The organism is Pseudomonas tolaasii NCPPB 2192 (assembly GCF_002813445.1).
Classification (GTDB): Bacteria; Pseudomonadota; Gammaproteobacteria; order Pseudomonadales; family Pseudomonadaceae; genus Aquipseudomonas; species Aquipseudomonas tolaasii.
In genome coordinates, this window is the sequence record NZ_PHHD01000001.1 from 6,056,983 (window position 1) to 6,073,876 (window position 16,894).

A 16,894-nucleotide genomic window follows, 5' to 3' on the forward strand; every position below is an offset into this window, starting at 1 on the left:
GCCTTTAAGTGATCACGCAGACGCACACTGGATCGACCGAAGGGTCCAGAAGACGCGCACGGCGTTCCGCCCCGCCTTCCCAAAAACGCTCCAGCACAAAGAGTGCAAGCGCTTCCTTGCTCTCAAAGTGGTTGTAGAAAGAGCCCTTGGGTACGCCGGCTGCGCGGGTGATGTCTTGCACTGCACAGCCGTTGAAACCGCTCAGGTGAAGCGTCTCAAGCCCTGCATCAATCAGTTGTTTACGAACACTATGTCTTGCCATGGGAGATACGCCTATCGAGCCTGAATAATATGACCAGTCATCTCCAAGTCAAGCTGAACCCGTCTGACTTACGTCGGGCGTAAAAACCCACTGGCAACACCATCCCCATGTTGCCGCCAGTGGGGCATTGCCTAGTAGCCGATGGTGAACCGTGCGCGCTCGTGCTCAGGATGTTCCAGTTCATTCACCACAGCGATTGCGTAGTCCTCAAAATAGATCCAACAGCGACCCATGCCATCCTGGATGACATCGTCTTTACCCAAGCGATACGGCCCGGTGCGCACACCTGGCTCGATCAACATCGCAGGACTGAAGTAGGTGCAGTTTATGTCGGACTCACGCAGCACCTTAAAGGTTTTGACGTGCGAGGATGCAATCGGAACATACTATTGCGGCCAGTGCCCCGACTCCAGCACGGTTACCCCAGGTTTGAACCAAAGCGAGCCGGCGCCGCCTGCAACCAGCACCTGCGGGACCTTGGCGATCTCAACGGCTTTGATAACTAGCTCAGTGACGCTGACCAGTTCGTCGGTATAGGACAAATCAGAGAAATAGCGCTGATCTTCCTTGTATGGACCGTAGGCGCTTACAACCGCGTCAAAGCCAGAAATGATGTCGGCCAGGCGATCGGCGTTACTCAGGCCGTTTTTTTTATAGTGTTGATGCTGCTGGGCAGCTTTTCTGGCCTGCGGGCGACGGCGGTGACATCGTGGCCGCGGCTCAACAACTCGCTGATGACAGTGCGGCCAATCCGGCCGGTGGCGGCAAGAACTACAACTTTCATATTAAAAAGCCTCCAAGTATGAGGACGACAAGGTGCAGTGATCGCAGCACTTCAATTTGAAGCTGCGCCATCACTCAGCGTTGGGTGGTCGGTGTAGTGTTTAGCGCCCCCTCCGTAGAAGGTCGAGCGGTCATAGGCATTCAGCTACGCGCCCTGACGGAAGCGCGCTGGAAGATCGGGGTTGGCAATAAACTGCCGGCCGAAGGCAACGGCGTCAGCACGACCTTCGAGAATCGCTTTTTCGACCGTCTCCCGGGTGAAGCCTCCAGCTAGGATCAGTGTCCGCGGCTAGAACTCTCGGAGGGCATCGACATTGTTCGGTGTGCCGGTCTCCATGCTGTCACCGGTGCGGGCCTCAATCAGGCTCACATAGGCCACATTCAAATTGTCCAGACTGCTCAGCACGTACTAGTACAAACCGATTGGGTCTGCGTCTCCGACATCGTTGTAGGTGCCGAACGGGGAAAGACGGACTCCGACTCGATCAGCACCCCAAACATCGATGGCCGCCTTGGTGACTTCCAACAACAGGCGAACTCGGTTCTCAACGGAACCACCGTAGGCGTCGGTTCGGTGGTTGGATTTGGAGTGAAGGAACTGCTCCAGCAGATACCGTTGGCACCGTGGACTTCAACACCATCGAAGCCAGCGGCCAGAGCCTTACGTGCCCCTTGGCGATATGCCTTGACGATCCCTGGGATCTCATCGAGTTCCAAGGCGCGGGGCGTCTCGTACGGTACGGTTTTCCACTCCGGCGTCAGGGATTGTTGATCGGTGATCGGAATTGCAGACGGCCTAACAGGCAATACCCGCCTGGTTGGAAGCTGGAGTGCGGGGACCGCCCTACGTGCCAGAGTTGTTGGAAGATGATGCCGCCATTCTTGTGGACGGCCTCGGTTACTTTCTTCAGCCAGCCACCTGCTCGGCGGAGTGAATGCCTAGTGTGGCAGGGTAGTCCTCTCCATATGGAGTGACCTGGGTCGCCTCCGAAATGATCAGCCCACCTGGTGTGGCTCGCTGACTGTAGTACTCAGCAGCGTGCTCGTTGGGGACATTTCCCTCAGCGGCGCGCATACGGGTTAGTGGCGCCATCACCACGCGGTGCGACAGCTTGTACTGGCCCAGTTTGACAGGGGAAAGAAGCGTGGAATCGATCATCAAGACTCTATCCAGTTAGGGTGAGAACAGAGCGGACCTAGGTCGGAGGCGATCGGTGTGCCCGCATGATGAAACTAATACGACCGGCCATATTGATTCCGTCAACAGCTTTCCGGCAGACTTCGGACACGTCCATAGGCCCCCTCTTCAGCTGAAAAGGGCAGCGTAAGGCGTGCCGATGACGTCTTTGATCATGAATATCTCAGACATCCACTTCGACGAGCGGTGAGTACTTGTCTGAGGTATCGATATTTTTAAAAAGGTGAAATTTACGATATACCAGCAAATTAAAAAGCCTGATACATGAGCAAAAGGAATAGCTGTATGACTTAGTGGGATACGAATATTTCTACTTAGGCTCTGTAATCTTTCTGAGTAATTATGTAGATTTAAATAATTACATCTTGAGAGACCGCCATGAGCACAGCCCTGCCGACGCTGCAAGCCATCCATTACTTTGAGGCGGCCGCCTGACACCGCAGCTTTACAAGGGCTGCCGAGGAGCTTCACATCACGCAAAGCGCTATCAGCAAACAGATATCTAACTTAGAGCAGAGCTTAGGGATTGTTTTGTTCGAGCGCACCCGAAGAGGTTCCGATCTGACATTAGAAGGGTATATTCTTCTCACAACTACTCAAACCATTTTGAAGAACTTAGAGCGTGTATCGACTCATTGCATAGTCAACAGGGCACGATTGAAAACTGAAAAATTGATTATAGTTGATCTTGAGTATTAGAGCCAAAGGTCCTTGGTATGGATAAAAACACCAAAGCACTCCCCCCAGTGGGTCCTCTGGTTTTCTTCGAAGCTGTAGCTCGGACAGGCAGCTTTACGCTGGCCGCCGAGGAGCTGTTCATCACGCAAAGCGCCGTCAGCAAGCAGGTGAAGAAGCTGGAGGACAACCTTGGGTTTGCGCTGTTTACACGCAAGTACCGCGGGGTTGTGCTGACCGAACCTGGGCGTGAGCTATACGAAGGTGTGCAGCCGGCGCTAGAGTCTTTCCGCGAAACCGTCCAGCGGGTGCGCAAATGGTACGACCAGAACACCATCAGCGTGGTGTGCACGCACGCGGTCGCTCACTACTACCTCTTCCCCAAACTCGCCCACTTCCAGCAGCAGTTCCCCGACATTACGGTCAACGTGGTGGCCACCAACCAGCTTTCCGCCCCACTGTGCTTGAACTATGACTTCGGCATTCTCTACGGTGCGGGGGAATGGACAGGCCTTTCCGGTGTGAAGTTGTTCGATGAGATCGTGTACCCCGTTTGCAGTGCAAAATTCGCCGCCGAGCAGGTGGAGTCACTTGATGACCTGTTGAAGCTCCCGCTGGTCCAGATCGACAACGAGGGCTGGAATATCATGAACTGGAATGACTGGCTCGGGCAGTTCGGGAAGACGTTCAAGCCTACCGGCAAGGTCATCACCTACAACCAAGTCACCTTGGCCTTGAACGCTGCGGAAAGAGGATTGGGGATCGCTCTGGGCTGGGAGTTCATGGCTAGAGAGATGATCGAGAAAGGCGCTGTGAAGGCGTTGCAGCAGTTCGAGCTAAAGACCGGCTTCTCAGACTTCCTCGTTCACTCGAACAAGGCCAAGCTCTCGAACGCATGCAAGATTTTTGAGGAGTGGCTGCTGCAATCAACCGCTGACGACCGATAACGGTGTCAGCGGTTAGCCTTCAGGCTTACTCGGCCACGTAGGCGAAGGCCTGTACCTCGACCACGTAGCCGCCGGCAACGAGTGCGCTCTCGACGCAGGCGCGCACCGGCTTTGGTCGGCCATCCAACCACTTCTCGTAGACAGCATTGAAGGTCTCGAATTCGGCGATGTTGGTCAGCCACACCTGAACACGCACTAGGTCATTCAGCGTGGCGCCGACTTCCTCCAGCAAGCCAGTCACTTTGCCAAGGACTTCAATGGACTGCTCTTCCAGTGAAGCCGCAGTATTGGTAGCGACCTGACCCGCGGTCTCTACAGTGCTCCCGTAACGGACGACCTGGGCTATGAGGTGGTTTTCGTGAAGACGTTTGATCATTCGATCCTCTCTGCAATGGATGAGTGCTGACCCAGCCCGCCGGTATCAAAGCCGGGCGGGCTATGTGCAGCTAAGGGTAGTCCTTAGATATCGCCACCAGCGTTGCTGGATTCGTGCTTGAGCCGAATGCCGGCCCCGATGGCCTTCAGGGGATCAGGCGGTACCCAGGACGGGTTGCTGTTATCGAAGATGAAATCCAGCTCTTCACTTGGGATGCCGCAGATGTAGTCGGCCATGTAGTAGCCGAGGTAGGTGCCCTTGGCCACACCTACACCGTTGCAGCCAACGATGGTGTAGACGCCTTCTGCGGACTTCTTGAAGACCGACTGGTGATTCAGCGTCATGCACAGCATCCCGCCCCAGGTGTATTCAAAATTCTTGTGGGCCAAGAACGGGAAGCGCGCCTCGTAAGACCGGCGGTGCTGCTTGAAGGCCATTTCCAGGCCCTCGGCGTTGCTGTTCAAGCTGCGCTCGTAGTTGAGCGAGTTGCGCACGAAAATACGCCCGTCAGTGGTGAAGCGCACGGTGGTTCCGGCTGGGTGCGCGGAAGTGGTGCCCCATGGCTTTACGCCGTCGAAGTACTTCTTCAACTCGTCCGGTGTCAGCTTTTCGGTAAGGCTCGCGTAGGTGAAGATCGGTGCCAATCGATTCTGCAGGTGGCCGAACTCCTCGTTGAACGAACTGGTGGTCTGGATCACGGTGCTAGCTTCGATCGAACCGCCCAGGAAGTTGAGCTTATGCGGCGAGCCATACTCACAGCTGACCACCGGGCTGTTTTCGAACAAGGTGACATTTTTGGGCAGCGCAGCAGCCAGGCCTCTGATCAAGGAAGAAGGGTTGATCAGGATGTTACCCGGCGTGTACACCGCCATGCGGTAGTAGTCAGTACCCAGTCGCTTCTTCAGCGCAGCGCCTTCCACGACCTCGTACTCAAAGCCGGAGGCCTTCAAGGTCTCGACGAAGTGGTCCAGGCCGGCGACGTTGCTCTGCTCATGGGCGGACATGTACTTGCCGGCGTTCTGCCAGGCGCAATCGATGGAGTGCTTGTCCTTGAGGGATCGTAGGCGCTCGATGGCGAAGTTGTTGAGCTTGAACAGCTTGTGGTCGTGCTCGACGTTCGACTTGCCAGCATCCAGGTTGTGCGGCACATCGATCACGAAGCCTGCATTGCGGCCGGACGTGCCTTGCCCAACACCCAGCGCATCCACAATCGCGATTCTTGCACCGGGATTCAACTCGGCCAGGCGCTGCGCCACTGCAACGCCCGTGTAGCCGGCGCCAATCACGGCGTAGTCGAACCTCTTCCTGCCTTTGAGTCTTTCACCCAGCTTCTGCCCATGGGACGGGGATGTTTCATACCAGCCCAAGTTTCCGTCGACGATCGGGAACTTACTAATCTTTTGCATGGCTACCTCCAAAGGTGTTGTTGCAAGCATCCAGTAATCACCAATGGCTGACTAACGAAAAAACGGCATTTAGGTATTCCAGATGCTCATATTTCAACGGAAGGCTGCATTACCCTGCTCCGGTAAAGAAAGGCCAGTAGCACCTAGGCGGCGCGATTACTGCGACCCCTTCTTCGAAACCCTTCTAGCGCAGAGCTTTGAGATTCCTCACTCTAGGGCCAGCCGGTGACCCTGGGCGTGTCACTGTGAAAAGTATTCCATTCCAGAATCTATGGATTCCAACATATCCGTTGTTTTCGCTTATCTAATCCTCGATAGTTTCCTCGCAGCAACTCAATGAACTAACCACAAGCATCCATCACTTTGCTTGAGGGCCGCTGCTGCCGTAAGTCCGCGAAGCCGCTTCAATTGCTCCCTGAGGTATCCATGAGCAAACTGATTTTGACGCTCGTCTGTAATGATCAAAAAGGGATAGTTGCCGCCGTCGGAAATTGTATTTCTGTTCAATCGGGCAACATCACTGAGTGCGGCCAGTACGTTGACTCGGCCAACAACAAATTCTTCATGCGCGTCTGCGTTGAGCTCGGCCAGGGCGTCGCCCTGAGCGATTTCCGTGAGGTTTTTTCCTTCGTGGCGAGTGCCTATGGCATGCAATGGCAGATCTACGATGCAGCGTCCAAGCCGCGCGTGATGATCATTGTGTCCCAACTCGGCCACTGCCTGAATGACCTGCTCCATCGGCACAGCATTGAGCAACTGCCGATGGAACTTGTGTCCATCGTGTCGAACCATGAGCACTTTCGTCGCAGAGCCGAGCATGAGGGCCTGGCCTTCCACTACCTGCCAGTGACTCCCGCCAACAAGCAGGAGCAGGAGGACAAGCTGCTCGAAATGGTTCGAGACCAGCAGATCGACTTGGTAATCCTTGCCCGCTACATGCAGATCCTGAGCGATGACCTTTCACGTGCCCTCGCTGGACACGTCATCAACATCCATCACTCCTTCCTGCCTAGTTTCAAAGGCGCGCGTCCGTACCACCAGGCGCACAAGCGCGGGGTGAAGCTCATCGGGGCAACCGCCCACTACGTTACTGCGGACCTAGATGAGAGGCCGATCATCGAGCAAAACGTGCAGCGCATCGATCATGCCGCGACCGCGGAAGACCTTGTGGCCATCGGACGCGACACGGAGTGCCAAGTTCTGGCCCGTGCCGTGAAACTCCACCTCGAACACAGGATTCTGCTCAATGACGATCGCACAGTTATTTTCCACTAAGCCCCCCAAGTGATCCGCAGCAAGGCGATCGTCGAGCGCATCCTGGCCGAAGTGCGAACAGCTGTTGTCCAGCATTCAATCGCACCAGGACTGGCGGTGGTGCTTGTCGGTGAAGATCCAGCCAGCAGGGTCTATGTACGTAACAAGAGCGCCCAGGCCGAAGCCTGTGGGTTCAATTCTCGCCAGTTTGAGTTGCCAGTCTCGACCAGCGAGGTCGAACTCCTCGACTTGATCAACTCCGTGTCACGCCACGCCCGGGCAATCACCCCCGTCCCCGGCGGCGCTGGCCCTATGACCATTGCCATGCTCATGCGCGACACACTGGAGGTCGCTCTCAATCAGAACGAACAGTGACTTCCACCATCCCAAGCTTTTCCGCGTGCAACACATAAGGCTGCTGTGACCGGCAGCCCACAGAGCCACATATTAACAACAATAAAGGTGTAGCCATGTCCACTTCTGTATCTGAGCAGGTGCGCTCGCGCACGGCTTCAAACAACGACATATCACGATGCTTTCCATCGCCGGCGTGATCGGCGGGGGCCTATTCAGCGGTTCCGGTCATGCGATCGCAGCTGCAGGTCCTGCCGCCATCCTGGCCTACATGATGGCGGGGGCACTAGTGGTACTCGTCATGCGCATGCTCGACGAGATGGCCATCGCCTCTCCGGACACCGGGTCATTTTCCACCTATGCAGATCGTGCCATTGGCCCATGGGCCGGCTTCACCATCGGTTGGCTGTACTGGTGGTTCTGGGTGCTGGTCATCCCGCTTGAGGCCATCGCTGCAGCTGCAGTCCTCAATACCTGGTTCCCCGGCATCGAGACGTGGGTGTTCGCTTTCAGCATCACCGCATTGCTGACCATCACCAACCTCTTCAGAGTCGGCAAGTACGGGGAGTTCGAGTTCTGGTTCGCCATGCTCAAGGTGATCGCGATCATCGCCTTCATCGTACTCGGCGGCCTGGTGCTGTTCGACTTCCTGCCGAACCGTGAAGTCATCGGGCTCAGCACCCTGGTCGCTCAGAATGGCGGCTTCATGCCCAATGGGTTCGGCGCGGTCATCGGCGCACTGCTGACCACCATGTTCAGCTTCATCAGTATCGAGGCGGTGACCATCGCTGCGGCGGAGTCGAAAGATCCGGCGCGCAACATCGCCAAGGCGACCCGTTCGGTGATCTGGCGAATCTGCCTGTTCTACCTGGTGTCGATCTTCGTAATCATCTCGATCGTTGCCTGGAATGACCCGCAGTTGCCGGTGCAGGGCTCATATCAGCGCGCGCTGGAGATCATGAACATCCCACACGCCAAGTTCCTGGTCGACATCGTGGTGCTGGTAGCGGTCTCCAGTTGCTTGAACTCAGCGATCTACATCTCCTCGCGCATGGTCTTCTCGCTGGCTAAGCGGGGCGATGCGCCAAGTGTCATCCGCCGCACCACTCGCAAAGACGTACCAGCTTTTGCAGTAGTAGCCAGCACGGTCATCGGACTGCTGACCACTGCATTGAACTTCTTCGCACCGTCAGAGGTGTTTGGTTTATTGCTGGCATCATCTGGCGCGATCGCTCTGCTGGTCTACCTGGTGATCGCGATGTGCCAGCTGCGCATGCGTTATAAGCTTGAGCGCAGCAACACGCCGATCGCGCTCAAAATGTGGATGTTCCTGGTACTGACCTGGCTGGCAATCGGCTTTATCGTCGCCGCGCTGACCACGATGGTCGTGCTGCCTGAGCACCGCAGTGAAGTGACAGCCACGGGTCTGCTGACGTTGCTGACGGTCGCGCTAGGCTTGATCTCGCAGAACCGTAGGAAAACAAAAAACTCAGCAGGGGCCCAGAGTGCGCTGAGTAACTGATCCAGCTGCTAGAGCGCCCTTATCCCAAGCTTGGGAGAGCGCTTCACCGTAAAGCTAGCTGGCTGTCAGCATCGACCTGAGCCCGGTTGGGTCGAAGGGCGGGCCTAGCTCGCCGTCTGGGAGCAAATCTTCGCAGGCTTGAGCCCTCCAGCGTACCGATGATGCTTTTGGACTTATAGTGGTTTGCAGTCCGCTATGACGGGGCACGCGCTTGGTCCCGCCACCGCGATGGTAGCATTCCGTACGCTTGAGCAAACTGCCGATTGAAATGTGATAAGTCAGTAAACCCGGTCTCGTATGCCACCTGCGTGACCGGGTGCGCTGTGCTTTCCAGCAACCAGCACCCCTGCTCCAGCCTGACACGCCGGTAATACTCCGAAGGTGTCACTCCCAGATATTTCACGAATAGCCGTGAAAGCTGCCGCTCCCCGATGCTCGCCTTCTCGGCGATCTGCGCAATCGTCAGCGGCGCACGGATATATTGATGCATGAGGAACACCGCCCTGCGTACCTTGCCGTCGAGTGAAAAGGCTTTCGAGTCCGAGTGCAGCAATGGGATCTGCGGATGGTTGGCCTCGCGCATCTGGTCGGAAATCAGGTGCCTCAGGCTCTTCGTCGCACGGTCAACGCCGCAGTGGCGGCTGACCAGATACAGCGCCAGATCCATCGTCGATGTGCCACCCGCGCAAGTGATAATGCCTTTGTCGACGATGAATATTTCATCGGTCACGGGGATCGACTCAGGGAAGTACTCTTGGAATTCGGTGTAGTGATACCAGTGAACGCTGGTGTGCACGGCGTCCATCAACCCCGCCTTGGCCAATGCGAAGGAACCAGTGCAGGCTCCGACCAGCACTTTCCCTGTCGCCTGGGCTGTGCGCAGGTACTCCAGCACTCGGCGATCGTAGTCCAGAGGCCGCGGTACTCGCCCGCCCACTACCACGATGTAGTCGAACTGCGCGGGGTCCTCAAGTGTGGCCTCCGGCCGTACTTCCAGCCCGCAACTGGCTTTAAGCATCGATCGATCAGCGGCCATCAGCTTCCAGCGGCACAGTACCTGATCACTCTTGTCGCCTCGATCGGCCGCGTGCCGCAAGACCTCGACGAGGCCGGAAAACGCCATCAGGGTAAAACCTGGCAACAGCACAAACCCCACCGACAGGCCGGGCACGCTCACCACCGGCAGATGGTCGTCCACCGGAGAGGGAAAATTCAGCCTGGGAATATTCATCGTCAGCATCCTCATGGCGGATGTCCGGATAATACCTGCTGATGTCGCCTGTGTACTCATATTAACTAAACTTTCCCCCTTATGATTTTTTCAACGGGCACGCCTGAGTCCGTCCATAACTCCAAGACCACATCAGTAGAAGCGTTCATGACCCAAGACATCAGCCTGCTAAATACTGTCATCGGCCCCGTGATGCGTGGCCCTTCCAGTTCTCACTCCGCTGCGCCCTACATGATCGGCCGGACCGTGCGGGAACTGGCGCTCGCCCCAGGAGAGCAGTTGAGGTCGGTGGTCGTCCATTTCGACCCATCGGGCTCATTTGCCGAGGTTTACAGCAATCAGGGCAGCGATGAAGGGTTTGCCGCCGGGCTGGCGGGTGTGACCATAACCTCCGAGGCTTACAAGCAGGCCTTGCAGCGCGTTCGCCGAGGGCAGGATTTCGAATTCGCGATCCGCATCGTGCCGCTGGAGCGCAACGACCATCCGAACCGGGTCGATCTGCACGTCTGCGTCACCGGCATCCAAGCCCATGAGCGCACCGATGTGTTCGAGGGCGTGTCACTCGGTGGTGGTACCTTTCTGGTCACCCACCTCAATGGCCAGCACATCAATGTGGACGGCGCCGCGTACACCCTGATCGTCGAACACGAAGGAGCGGTAACGAGCGACCTGATGTTCTGCCTTGAAGGCTCGCAGGTAGCGCAGCGCCGAAGGCTCCACGACATGACGATCTGCGCCCTGACAGCCGCGCCGTCGGCCCGGATGCTCGCCGACCTGCGCGGGCAGGCTGGCCTGCGTCGGGTGCGTCTGGCCAGCCCCACCCAGGAAGTAGTGTGCAACCGCGAACGCACCTTGCTGGGCGCAAGCCATCTGCTGCAATGTGTAGCAGCGGACGCCGACCTGGCCGACTATGCGACGGCCTACGAATGCGACCGGCTCGGGCTGGACGTGGCCACTGTCCAGCAGCGGTTCGATGAACGCGTGCAACTGATGGCCGCCTCGGTGGAAGCTGGCTTGGCCAAAGAAGACAGCGCCGGCATGAAATACCTGCGCCCGACGGCCCGCCGATTTTCCCGCACCCCGTTGCCGGAGCCGCTGGAAAGCAGCTTCCTCAAGATCGCGATCGCCGGCGCGCTGGCTGCCATGGAAGAAACCACCAGCCGCGGCGTTGTCTGCGCCGCGCCCACGGCAGGCAGCGCCGGTATCGTACCCGGTTGTCTGCACGCACTGCGCGCATTCGGCGCCAGCTACCACGCCCTGAGCGACAGCCTGAAAGTGATGGCGCTGATTGGCGCGCTGTTCGCGGTGCGCGGCTCCTACGCCGCAGAAATGGGCGGCTGCTCCGTGGAAACCGGCACCTCGGCGGCCATGGCGGCGGCTGGCATCACCCACTACTTCGGCGGTACACCGGCGCAGATCCTTACCGCTGCATCGATCTGCCTGATGAACACCCTGGGGCTGATCTGTGACCCTGTGGGCGGCGAAGTGGAGATCCCCTGCCACGCCCGCAATATCGCCGGTGTGGGCCACGCGTGGAGCGCCAGCACAGCAGCCTTGGGCGGCTTCGATGCGGTTATTCCCTTCGATGAACTGGTCGAGCAGACCGTCAAGGTCGGCGACATGATGCATCCCGACCTGCGCTGCACAGCACGCGGCGGTTGCGCCACCACGCCCTCGGCGCTGCGCTTGGTCGCTGTCAAGAACCTGGAGGCCTGAACTATGCAGATCATCGAATTGGCTGGTGTGCACGCCGAAGGCGAAATCGGCCGGGTGCTGCTCAAGGGCGCACCGGCCATTCCCGGGCACACGCTGCGCGAGAAGATGGACTATCTCAACCTCGTGGATGACAGCCTGATCCGGCGCTGTCTGTTCGAACCGCGCGGCTCGGCCAACATGACCGTGAACCTGTTGCTTGAGCCGGTGGATACCTCGGCGGACATCGCCTTCATCCCGCTTCAGCCCGACGGCGCCCACGCGCTGTCTGGGTCCAACTGCATCTGCGTGACTACCGCCGCCCTGGAGATAGGCACGGTCGCCATGCGCGAGCCGCTGACCACCGTGGCGATCGAGACACCGGCCGGGCGCGTAGAAGCCCGCGCCAAGTGTCGCGATGGCAAGTGTGAACGGGTAACGGTGAAGATGGCGCCCAGCTTCGTCGAGCACCTGGACCACGCTCTGGAGGTGCCCGGCCTTGGGCAGCTGAAGGTGGATGTGGCATACGGCGGTTGCTTCTTTGTGCTGGTCGAGGCCGAGCAACTGGGTGTGCGTCTGGTGAAGCAGGCGGCGCGGCGGCTGGTTGAACTGGCCGCGGTCATCAAGCAGGCCGCCCAGGAGCAGATTCACCTCGCGCAGCGCCCGGGACTGGGTTCCTGCAAGATCGAATACGTGATGTTTACCGACACCGAGGACGGCAAACGGCTGAACTGCAACATCATCCACCCCGGTCGCGTCGACCGCTCACCATGCGGCACCGGCTGCGGTGCAAGGCTGGCGATCCTGCATCGACGGGGGCAGGTAGCAGTGAACCAGCCCGTGACTTTCCACAGCCTGATCGGCAGCACGTTCGAGTGCCGGATCGTCGAGCAGGCCGAACCTCGTAGCGGCAACATCACCCATGAAATTAGCGGCAGGGCCTGGATCTACTCCCGCGAAAAGTACTGGGCAGATGCCACAGACCCCTACGCCAACGGCTACGTGCTCTCAGACACCTGGGGCCCGAATGCTGAATAGATAACCGCCGCTTACAAGCATCACGCCCACTTGCCAGGTCGGCCTTCTGACCGTGCGACGGATTCGCTCAGCCCCAATAAAACCGATCCACATCCTTTGACCAAGCCAACTATAAAAACAGCGAGGCACACCATGAGTACAGTCGTTACTGGATACTCGGATTCCGTTTCACCCGGCTCGATCTCCTTTGATGATGCGCCGCTGCGGCGCGTACACGTCAAGGCTATTGCCGGCGGCATGGGCGGCCAGTTCACCGATGGTTTCATTATCGGCATGATCGGCATCGCCCTAAGCATGGCCGCTGGTGACCTGCACCTGAACAATTTCTGGACCGGCCTGATCGCCGCCGGCTCTTTGCTCGGTATTCTGTTCGGCAGCTTGCTTGCCGGCTCGGTGGTCGACCGTATCGGTCGCAAGGGCATCTACAACCAGACGATCTGGGTGTTCGCCGTTGCCGCGGTGCTGCAATACTTCGTCACTTCCCCTGAGCAGTTGCTTGTCTTGCGTTTGGTGCTAGGGCTGGCGATTGGCGCCGATTACGCGGTCAGCCTTTCGCTGGTCAGCGAACTAGCGCCCAAGCGCCATCGCGGTCGGATCATGAGCGCCGTGATGATCGCCTGGGTGGCTGGCTTTGTGTTCGCCTACTTTGCGGGTGTGCTGATCGAGAATATGGGTGAAGGCGCATGGCGCTGGGCCTTGGCCAGCAGCTTGATTCCGGCGCTGATGACTTTGTTGATCCGGATGGGTACGCCTGAATCGCCGCTGTGGCTGATCTCGAAGGGGCGTCGGCAGGAAGCGCAGGCAATCGTCAAACAGCATATGGGCGCCGACATTGCTCTGCCAGAGCAAGGCGCTGTGCAGAAGAATGCCGGCTGGGCGCAGTTGTTCAGCCGAGCCTGGCGTAAGAATGCATTTGTTGGCGCGGCGTTCTACTTCTGTCAGGTGATACCGTTCTTTGCACTGGGCACGTTCATTCCGCGGGTGCTGGAAGCCATAAAGGTGGAGAACACCGAGGCAGGCTCGATCATCTACAACATCTTCCTGTTCGTCGGCATCCTGGCTGGGTTCTGGATCGTGGACAAGATCAGCCGCCGTGTCTTCCTGATCGGCAGTTTCTACTTCTGCGCCGCCGTGCTACTGGTGCTCACCCTGTGGGCGGGCATGCCGCCAATGTTGGCTGTGGTGCTGTTCTCGGCGTTCGCTGTAGTGATGTCAGGGTGCACTGTGCTCGAATATGCTTATCTGCCGGAGCTGTTCCCGACTGAATTGCGGGCTTCTGGAATCGGATTTTCGGTGGCCATAAGCCGGCTAGGAGCAGCGGGCGGGACATTCCTGTTGCCGATCGTGATGGAGACCCATGGCGTGCAGGCAACACTGGGCATCTGTATTGGTGCGTTGGTGCTCGGCGGAGTAATCTGCCAAGCGTTTGCGCCGGAGCCTGCGCGAGCTTAATACACCGTGGGTATGCCCCTGGTCCGGGGGAAACGCCAAATCTCGCTCCGGCAGAGCCATCATCTGGCTTGCTGGAAACAAGTAGTGGCGAATGCCAAGTGCCCGCTTGGGTCGATAGCTGTGAGCCGTGTACGGTTCGATCGCACTGCTTAGAAGTGCCCGGCGTATCATGCCGGGCATTATGGGATGATCATTTGGCCTCGGCGCCTGGCAAACTAGTCGCCAGGTCAAGCATCTCTGATCAGACGCTTTGGTTCAGCTTTTCCTGGTGAGTTGCGTTGCGATTCGCTGGGGGGGCCAGGCCAAAGTGGTCTCTCAAAGTCGTGCCGCTGTAATCAGTGCGGAAGAGGCCACGGGCCTGCAGTACCGGTACTAAAAGCTCCGTGAAGTGCTGCAGCCCATCTGGGAGCAACGGCATCAAGTTGGCGCTGACGCTAGCAAATACGCTGTGTTGAGCCCGCCTATTGGTAACGAGTTCTGGAGTATCGGTGTGAAGAAGGGCGAGCCAGCCTTGCTTGAATCGGTCAACAAAGCGCTTCGAGATATGGAGAACTCTGGTGAAATGCAGACAATTTTTGATAAGTGGCTGGGCGAGGGTACGCTCTACAAGATGAAGCGCTCCTTCACTGTGCAGCCGGTCAACTCTAAAAACAGCTAAATGACGGCCTTCAGCGTCCGATTGGGCGCCGAAGGTAAAGTTGAGTGCCGAGGTTACTGATGACGAACGAGGATAAAATTCTCCCAGGCCGCAGCTTGGTTGGCGGCTCTGCACAGGGCGAACTGCTTTTCGCTGACGTAGGACTCAGCTTCTGGGGAGGAGTGAATTCACTCACAGGTGACGTAATCGACCAGCATCATCCGCTAGCCGGGAAGAACTTAGCAGGTCGTGTCTTGGCGATTCCTTCTGGCAGGGGCTCTTGCACTGGAAGCAGTGTGATGATGGAGCTCATCAGTTCTGGCCATGCGCCTGCAGCGCTTATCCTAGCGGAAGTGGATGAGATCCTTACACTCGGAGTGTTGCTGGCGGAGATGATCTACGAGCGCTCAATACCTGTTATCAGCATCGGTAAGGAGGCGTTTGAATCCCTTCGTGGTAGCTCCTATGCACGTGTCAGCGACGAGTCCGTAAGGACACTGAGTAGCCTTCCCCAAGATGATTTTGCACCGAGCAAGCCCAACGGCACGCTCGACTTTTCAGCGTACCCAATCGTTCTTTCGGATGAAGATCGAAAAATGCTAGCAGGCGATCAAGGCAAAGCTGCCCAGGTTGCTATGCAAGTCGTTTTGAAGATGGCCGATTTACAAGGTGCCAGTGAGCTTATCAACGTCACCCAAGCACATATTGATGGATGCATTTACACCGGGCCAGCGAGCCTTAAATTCGCTGAGCAGTTTGTCGAGTGGGGTGCCAAGGTTGTTGTTCCTACGACGCTCAACTCAATTTCCGTTGATCAGCGCCGGTGGAAGACTCTCGGTGTAGATCCAGCATTCGGCGAGCCTGCCAGCGCTGTGGGAAGTGCCTATATGGCAATGGGAGCACGGATGAGTTACACGTGCGCGCCCTACCTGCTGGAGTCGGCGCCTAAGGCAGGTGAGCAAATCGTCTGGGCAGAGTCTAACGCGGTCGTGTATGCGAACAGTGTTCTTGCGGCCCGAACATTGAAGTACCCCGATTACCTAGATATCTGCATCGCCATCACTGGGCGAGCGCCCCTTTCCGGATGCCACCTAAACGAACACCGGAAGCCTCAGTTGAAAATCCACGTGGCATTGCCTAATGAGCTAGACGATGCGTTTTATCCTCTGCTCGGGTATCACGTCGGATTGTTGGCCGGGAAGCGTATTCCGCTTGTGTTTGGGCTAGAGAGCGCTGCTCCAACCCTAGACAACCTGAAGGCTTTCTCGGCAGCATTCGGAACCACATCAGGGGCCCCGCTATTTCACATCGCGGGTGTTACGCCAGAAGCACTGGATGTCGATAAATCCGAGTTTTTGGACTCCGGCTTAGAAGAGATAACCATTGCCCCAGTCGACTTGCTTCAAAATTGGAACAGTCTGAACAGTGCCAGTGAATCGCGCGTCGATATCGTAACGCTGGGTAATCCACATTTTTCGCTGACGGAATTCAAGACTCTGGCGAAGCTCTGCAAGGGTTTAGTCAAAGCTCCTGATACAGCAATGGTCATCACATGTGGACGTGCTATTTACGAGCAGGCGATACAAAACGGCTATATCGCGGAGATCGAGCGGTTCGGCGGCCAAATCGTAAATGACACTTGCTGGTGCATGCTAGGCGAGCCAGTGATCCCGCTGGCTGCCAAAAACGTCATGACCAACTCGGCGAAATTTGCGCATTACGCTCCAGGTCTCGTCGGTCGCCCCGTCCACTTCGCGAGCCTAGCTGGTTGTGTTGAGGCTGCTTCCAAAGGACATACTCAAGGAGCTTATCCTGCTTGGCTAAAATCTCTAGCTACATAATCGACTAGAGCATCAGGTGTGGGCCGGGACATCGCACGCCAAATGCTCTAGCTTAAGTTATAGATGGCCTTGGGCGATCCCCAGAGATCTAAGCGTCGAGTGACCGTCACAGAAGGCTGATTGGCGCTAGCTAATAAGGTAGCGCCACGCCACTGGAGCATCTCGTGCAATGGGAGATACACGGATGAGTGCCATTCAGACCGCAATATCTCCGGCCTAGTGAATT

13 protein-coding genes and 4 pseudogenes are annotated in these 16,894 nt (G+C 57.5%); 10 read left to right on the forward strand and 7 right to left on the reverse strand.

All coding sequences use genetic code 11. From position 1 onward, the window contains the following. Positions 1 to 4: 4 nt before the first annotated feature. From ATI14_RS27505 to ATI14_RS27515, 3 genes and pseudogenes are all read right to left on the reverse strand, one after another. On the reverse strand, positions 5 to 262 hold the full coding sequence (locus tag ATI14_RS27505; protein ID WP_051032812.1) for a TetR/AcrR family transcriptional regulator: 258 nt from the start codon (positions 260 to 262) through the stop codon (positions 5 to 7). A gap of 637 nt (positions 263 to 899) precedes the next feature. Then, the gene (locus ATI14_RS31530; protein WP_196775061.1) at positions 900 to 1,046 is read right to left on the reverse strand and encodes an NAD(P)H-binding protein; all 147 of its coding nucleotides are present in this window, start codon (positions 1,044 to 1,046) and stop codon (positions 900 to 902) included. Between the two features lie 51 nt (positions 1,047 to 1,097). Further along, positions 1,098 to 2,204, reverse strand: a pseudogene (locus ATI14_RS27515) (alkene reductase). A 486-nt stretch (positions 2,205 to 2,690) separates the two neighbouring features. On the opposite strand from ATI14_RS27515, the pseudogene ATI14_RS27520 reads away from it, so the two are divergent. Beyond that, positions 2,691 to 2,942, forward strand: a pseudogene (locus ATI14_RS27520) (LysR family transcriptional regulator); the annotation flags it as partial. Between the two features lie 17 nt (positions 2,943 to 2,959). Further along, positions 2,960 to 3,865, forward strand: coding sequence for a LysR substrate-binding domain-containing protein (locus ATI14_RS27525; RefSeq protein WP_016973508.1), 906 nt, complete (start codon positions 2,960 to 2,962; stop codon positions 3,863 to 3,865). Positions 3,866 to 3,890: 25 nt separating this feature from the next. Here ATI14_RS27525 and ATI14_RS27530 read toward each other — a convergent pair whose 3' ends face one another. Then, positions 3,891 to 4,241 (reverse strand): RidA family protein, encoded by a 351-nt coding sequence (locus ATI14_RS27530; protein ID WP_016973509.1) that lies wholly within the window; start codon positions 4,239 to 4,241, stop codon positions 3,891 to 3,893. Positions 4,242 to 4,324: 83 nt separating this feature from the next. After that, positions 4,325 to 5,647 carry an NAD(P)/FAD-dependent oxidoreductase gene (locus ATI14_RS27535; RefSeq protein ID WP_016973510.1) on the reverse strand — a complete coding sequence of 441 codons (1,323 nt, stop codon included), beginning with the start codon at positions 5,645 to 5,647 and terminating at the stop codon, positions 4,325 to 4,327. A 426-nt stretch (positions 5,648 to 6,073) separates the two neighbouring features. Here ATI14_RS27535 and purU point away from each other — a divergent pair, with 426 nt between their 5' ends. From purU to gabP, 3 genes and pseudogenes are all read left to right on the forward strand, one after another. After that, entirely contained in the window at positions 6,074 to 6,922 is an 849-nt protein-coding gene (purU, locus tag ATI14_RS27540; RefSeq protein ID WP_016973511.1) for a formyltetrahydrofolate deformylase, read from the forward strand. A 9-nt stretch (positions 6,923 to 6,931) separates the two neighbouring features. Beyond that, positions 6,932 to 7,276, forward strand: a complete 345-nt coding sequence (locus ATI14_RS27545) for a tetrahydrofolate dehydrogenase/cyclohydrolase catalytic domain-containing protein (RefSeq protein WP_016973512.1) — start codon at positions 6,932 to 6,934, stop codon at positions 7,274 to 7,276. A gap of 121 nt (positions 7,277 to 7,397) precedes the next feature. Next, positions 7,398 to 8,777 (forward strand): annotated as a pseudogene (gene gabP, locus ATI14_RS27550) (GABA permease); the annotation flags it as partial. A gap of 193 nt (positions 8,778 to 8,970) precedes the next feature. Here the strand turns inward: gabP and ATI14_RS27555 are convergent. Beyond that, complete coding sequence (locus tag ATI14_RS27555) at positions 8,971 to 10,023, reverse strand: GlxA family transcriptional regulator (RefSeq protein ID WP_016973514.1); 1,053 nt, start codon at positions 10,021 to 10,023, stop codon at positions 8,971 to 8,973. A gap of 273 nt (positions 10,024 to 10,296) precedes the next feature. Between ATI14_RS27555 and ATI14_RS27560 the strand changes: the two genes are divergently transcribed. From ATI14_RS27560 to ATI14_RS27570, 3 genes are all read left to right on the forward strand, one after another. After that, positions 10,297 to 11,724 (forward strand): L-serine ammonia-lyase, iron-sulfur-dependent, subunit alpha, encoded by a 1,428-nt coding sequence (locus tag ATI14_RS27560; protein WP_242627784.1) that lies wholly within the window; start codon positions 10,297 to 10,299, stop codon positions 11,722 to 11,724. A 3-nt stretch (positions 11,725 to 11,727) separates the two neighbouring features. Then, entirely contained in the window at positions 11,728 to 12,738 is a 1,011-nt protein-coding gene (locus ATI14_RS27565) for a proline racemase family protein (RefSeq protein WP_016973516.1), read from the forward strand. Between the two features lie 132 nt (positions 12,739 to 12,870). Further along, the gene (locus tag ATI14_RS27570) at positions 12,871 to 14,190 is read left to right on the forward strand and encodes an MFS transporter (protein WP_051032813.1); all 1,320 of its coding nucleotides are present in this window, start codon (positions 12,871 to 12,873) and stop codon (positions 14,188 to 14,190) included. A 241-nt stretch (positions 14,191 to 14,431) separates the two neighbouring features. Here ATI14_RS27570 and ATI14_RS31760 read toward each other — a convergent pair. Then, a pseudogene (locus ATI14_RS31760) lies at positions 14,432 to 14,602 on the reverse strand (LLM class flavin-dependent oxidoreductase); the annotation flags it as partial. A gap of 36 nt (positions 14,603 to 14,638) precedes the next feature. On the opposite strand from ATI14_RS31760, the gene ATI14_RS31765 reads away from it, so the two are divergent. Together ATI14_RS31765 and lhpI are read left to right on the forward strand one after the other, a co-directional pair. Then, positions 14,639 to 14,848: a transporter substrate-binding domain-containing protein gene (locus tag ATI14_RS31765; protein ID WP_423812591.1), complete on the forward strand. Its 210-nt coding sequence runs from the start codon at positions 14,639 to 14,641 to the stop codon at positions 14,846 to 14,848. A gap of 59 nt (positions 14,849 to 14,907) precedes the next feature. Further along, complete coding sequence (gene lhpI / locus ATI14_RS27585) at positions 14,908 to 16,668, forward strand: cis-3-hydroxy-L-proline dehydratase (protein WP_080520797.1); 1,761 nt, start codon at positions 14,908 to 14,910, stop codon at positions 16,666 to 16,668. Positions 16,669 to 16,894 lie beyond the last annotated feature (226 nt).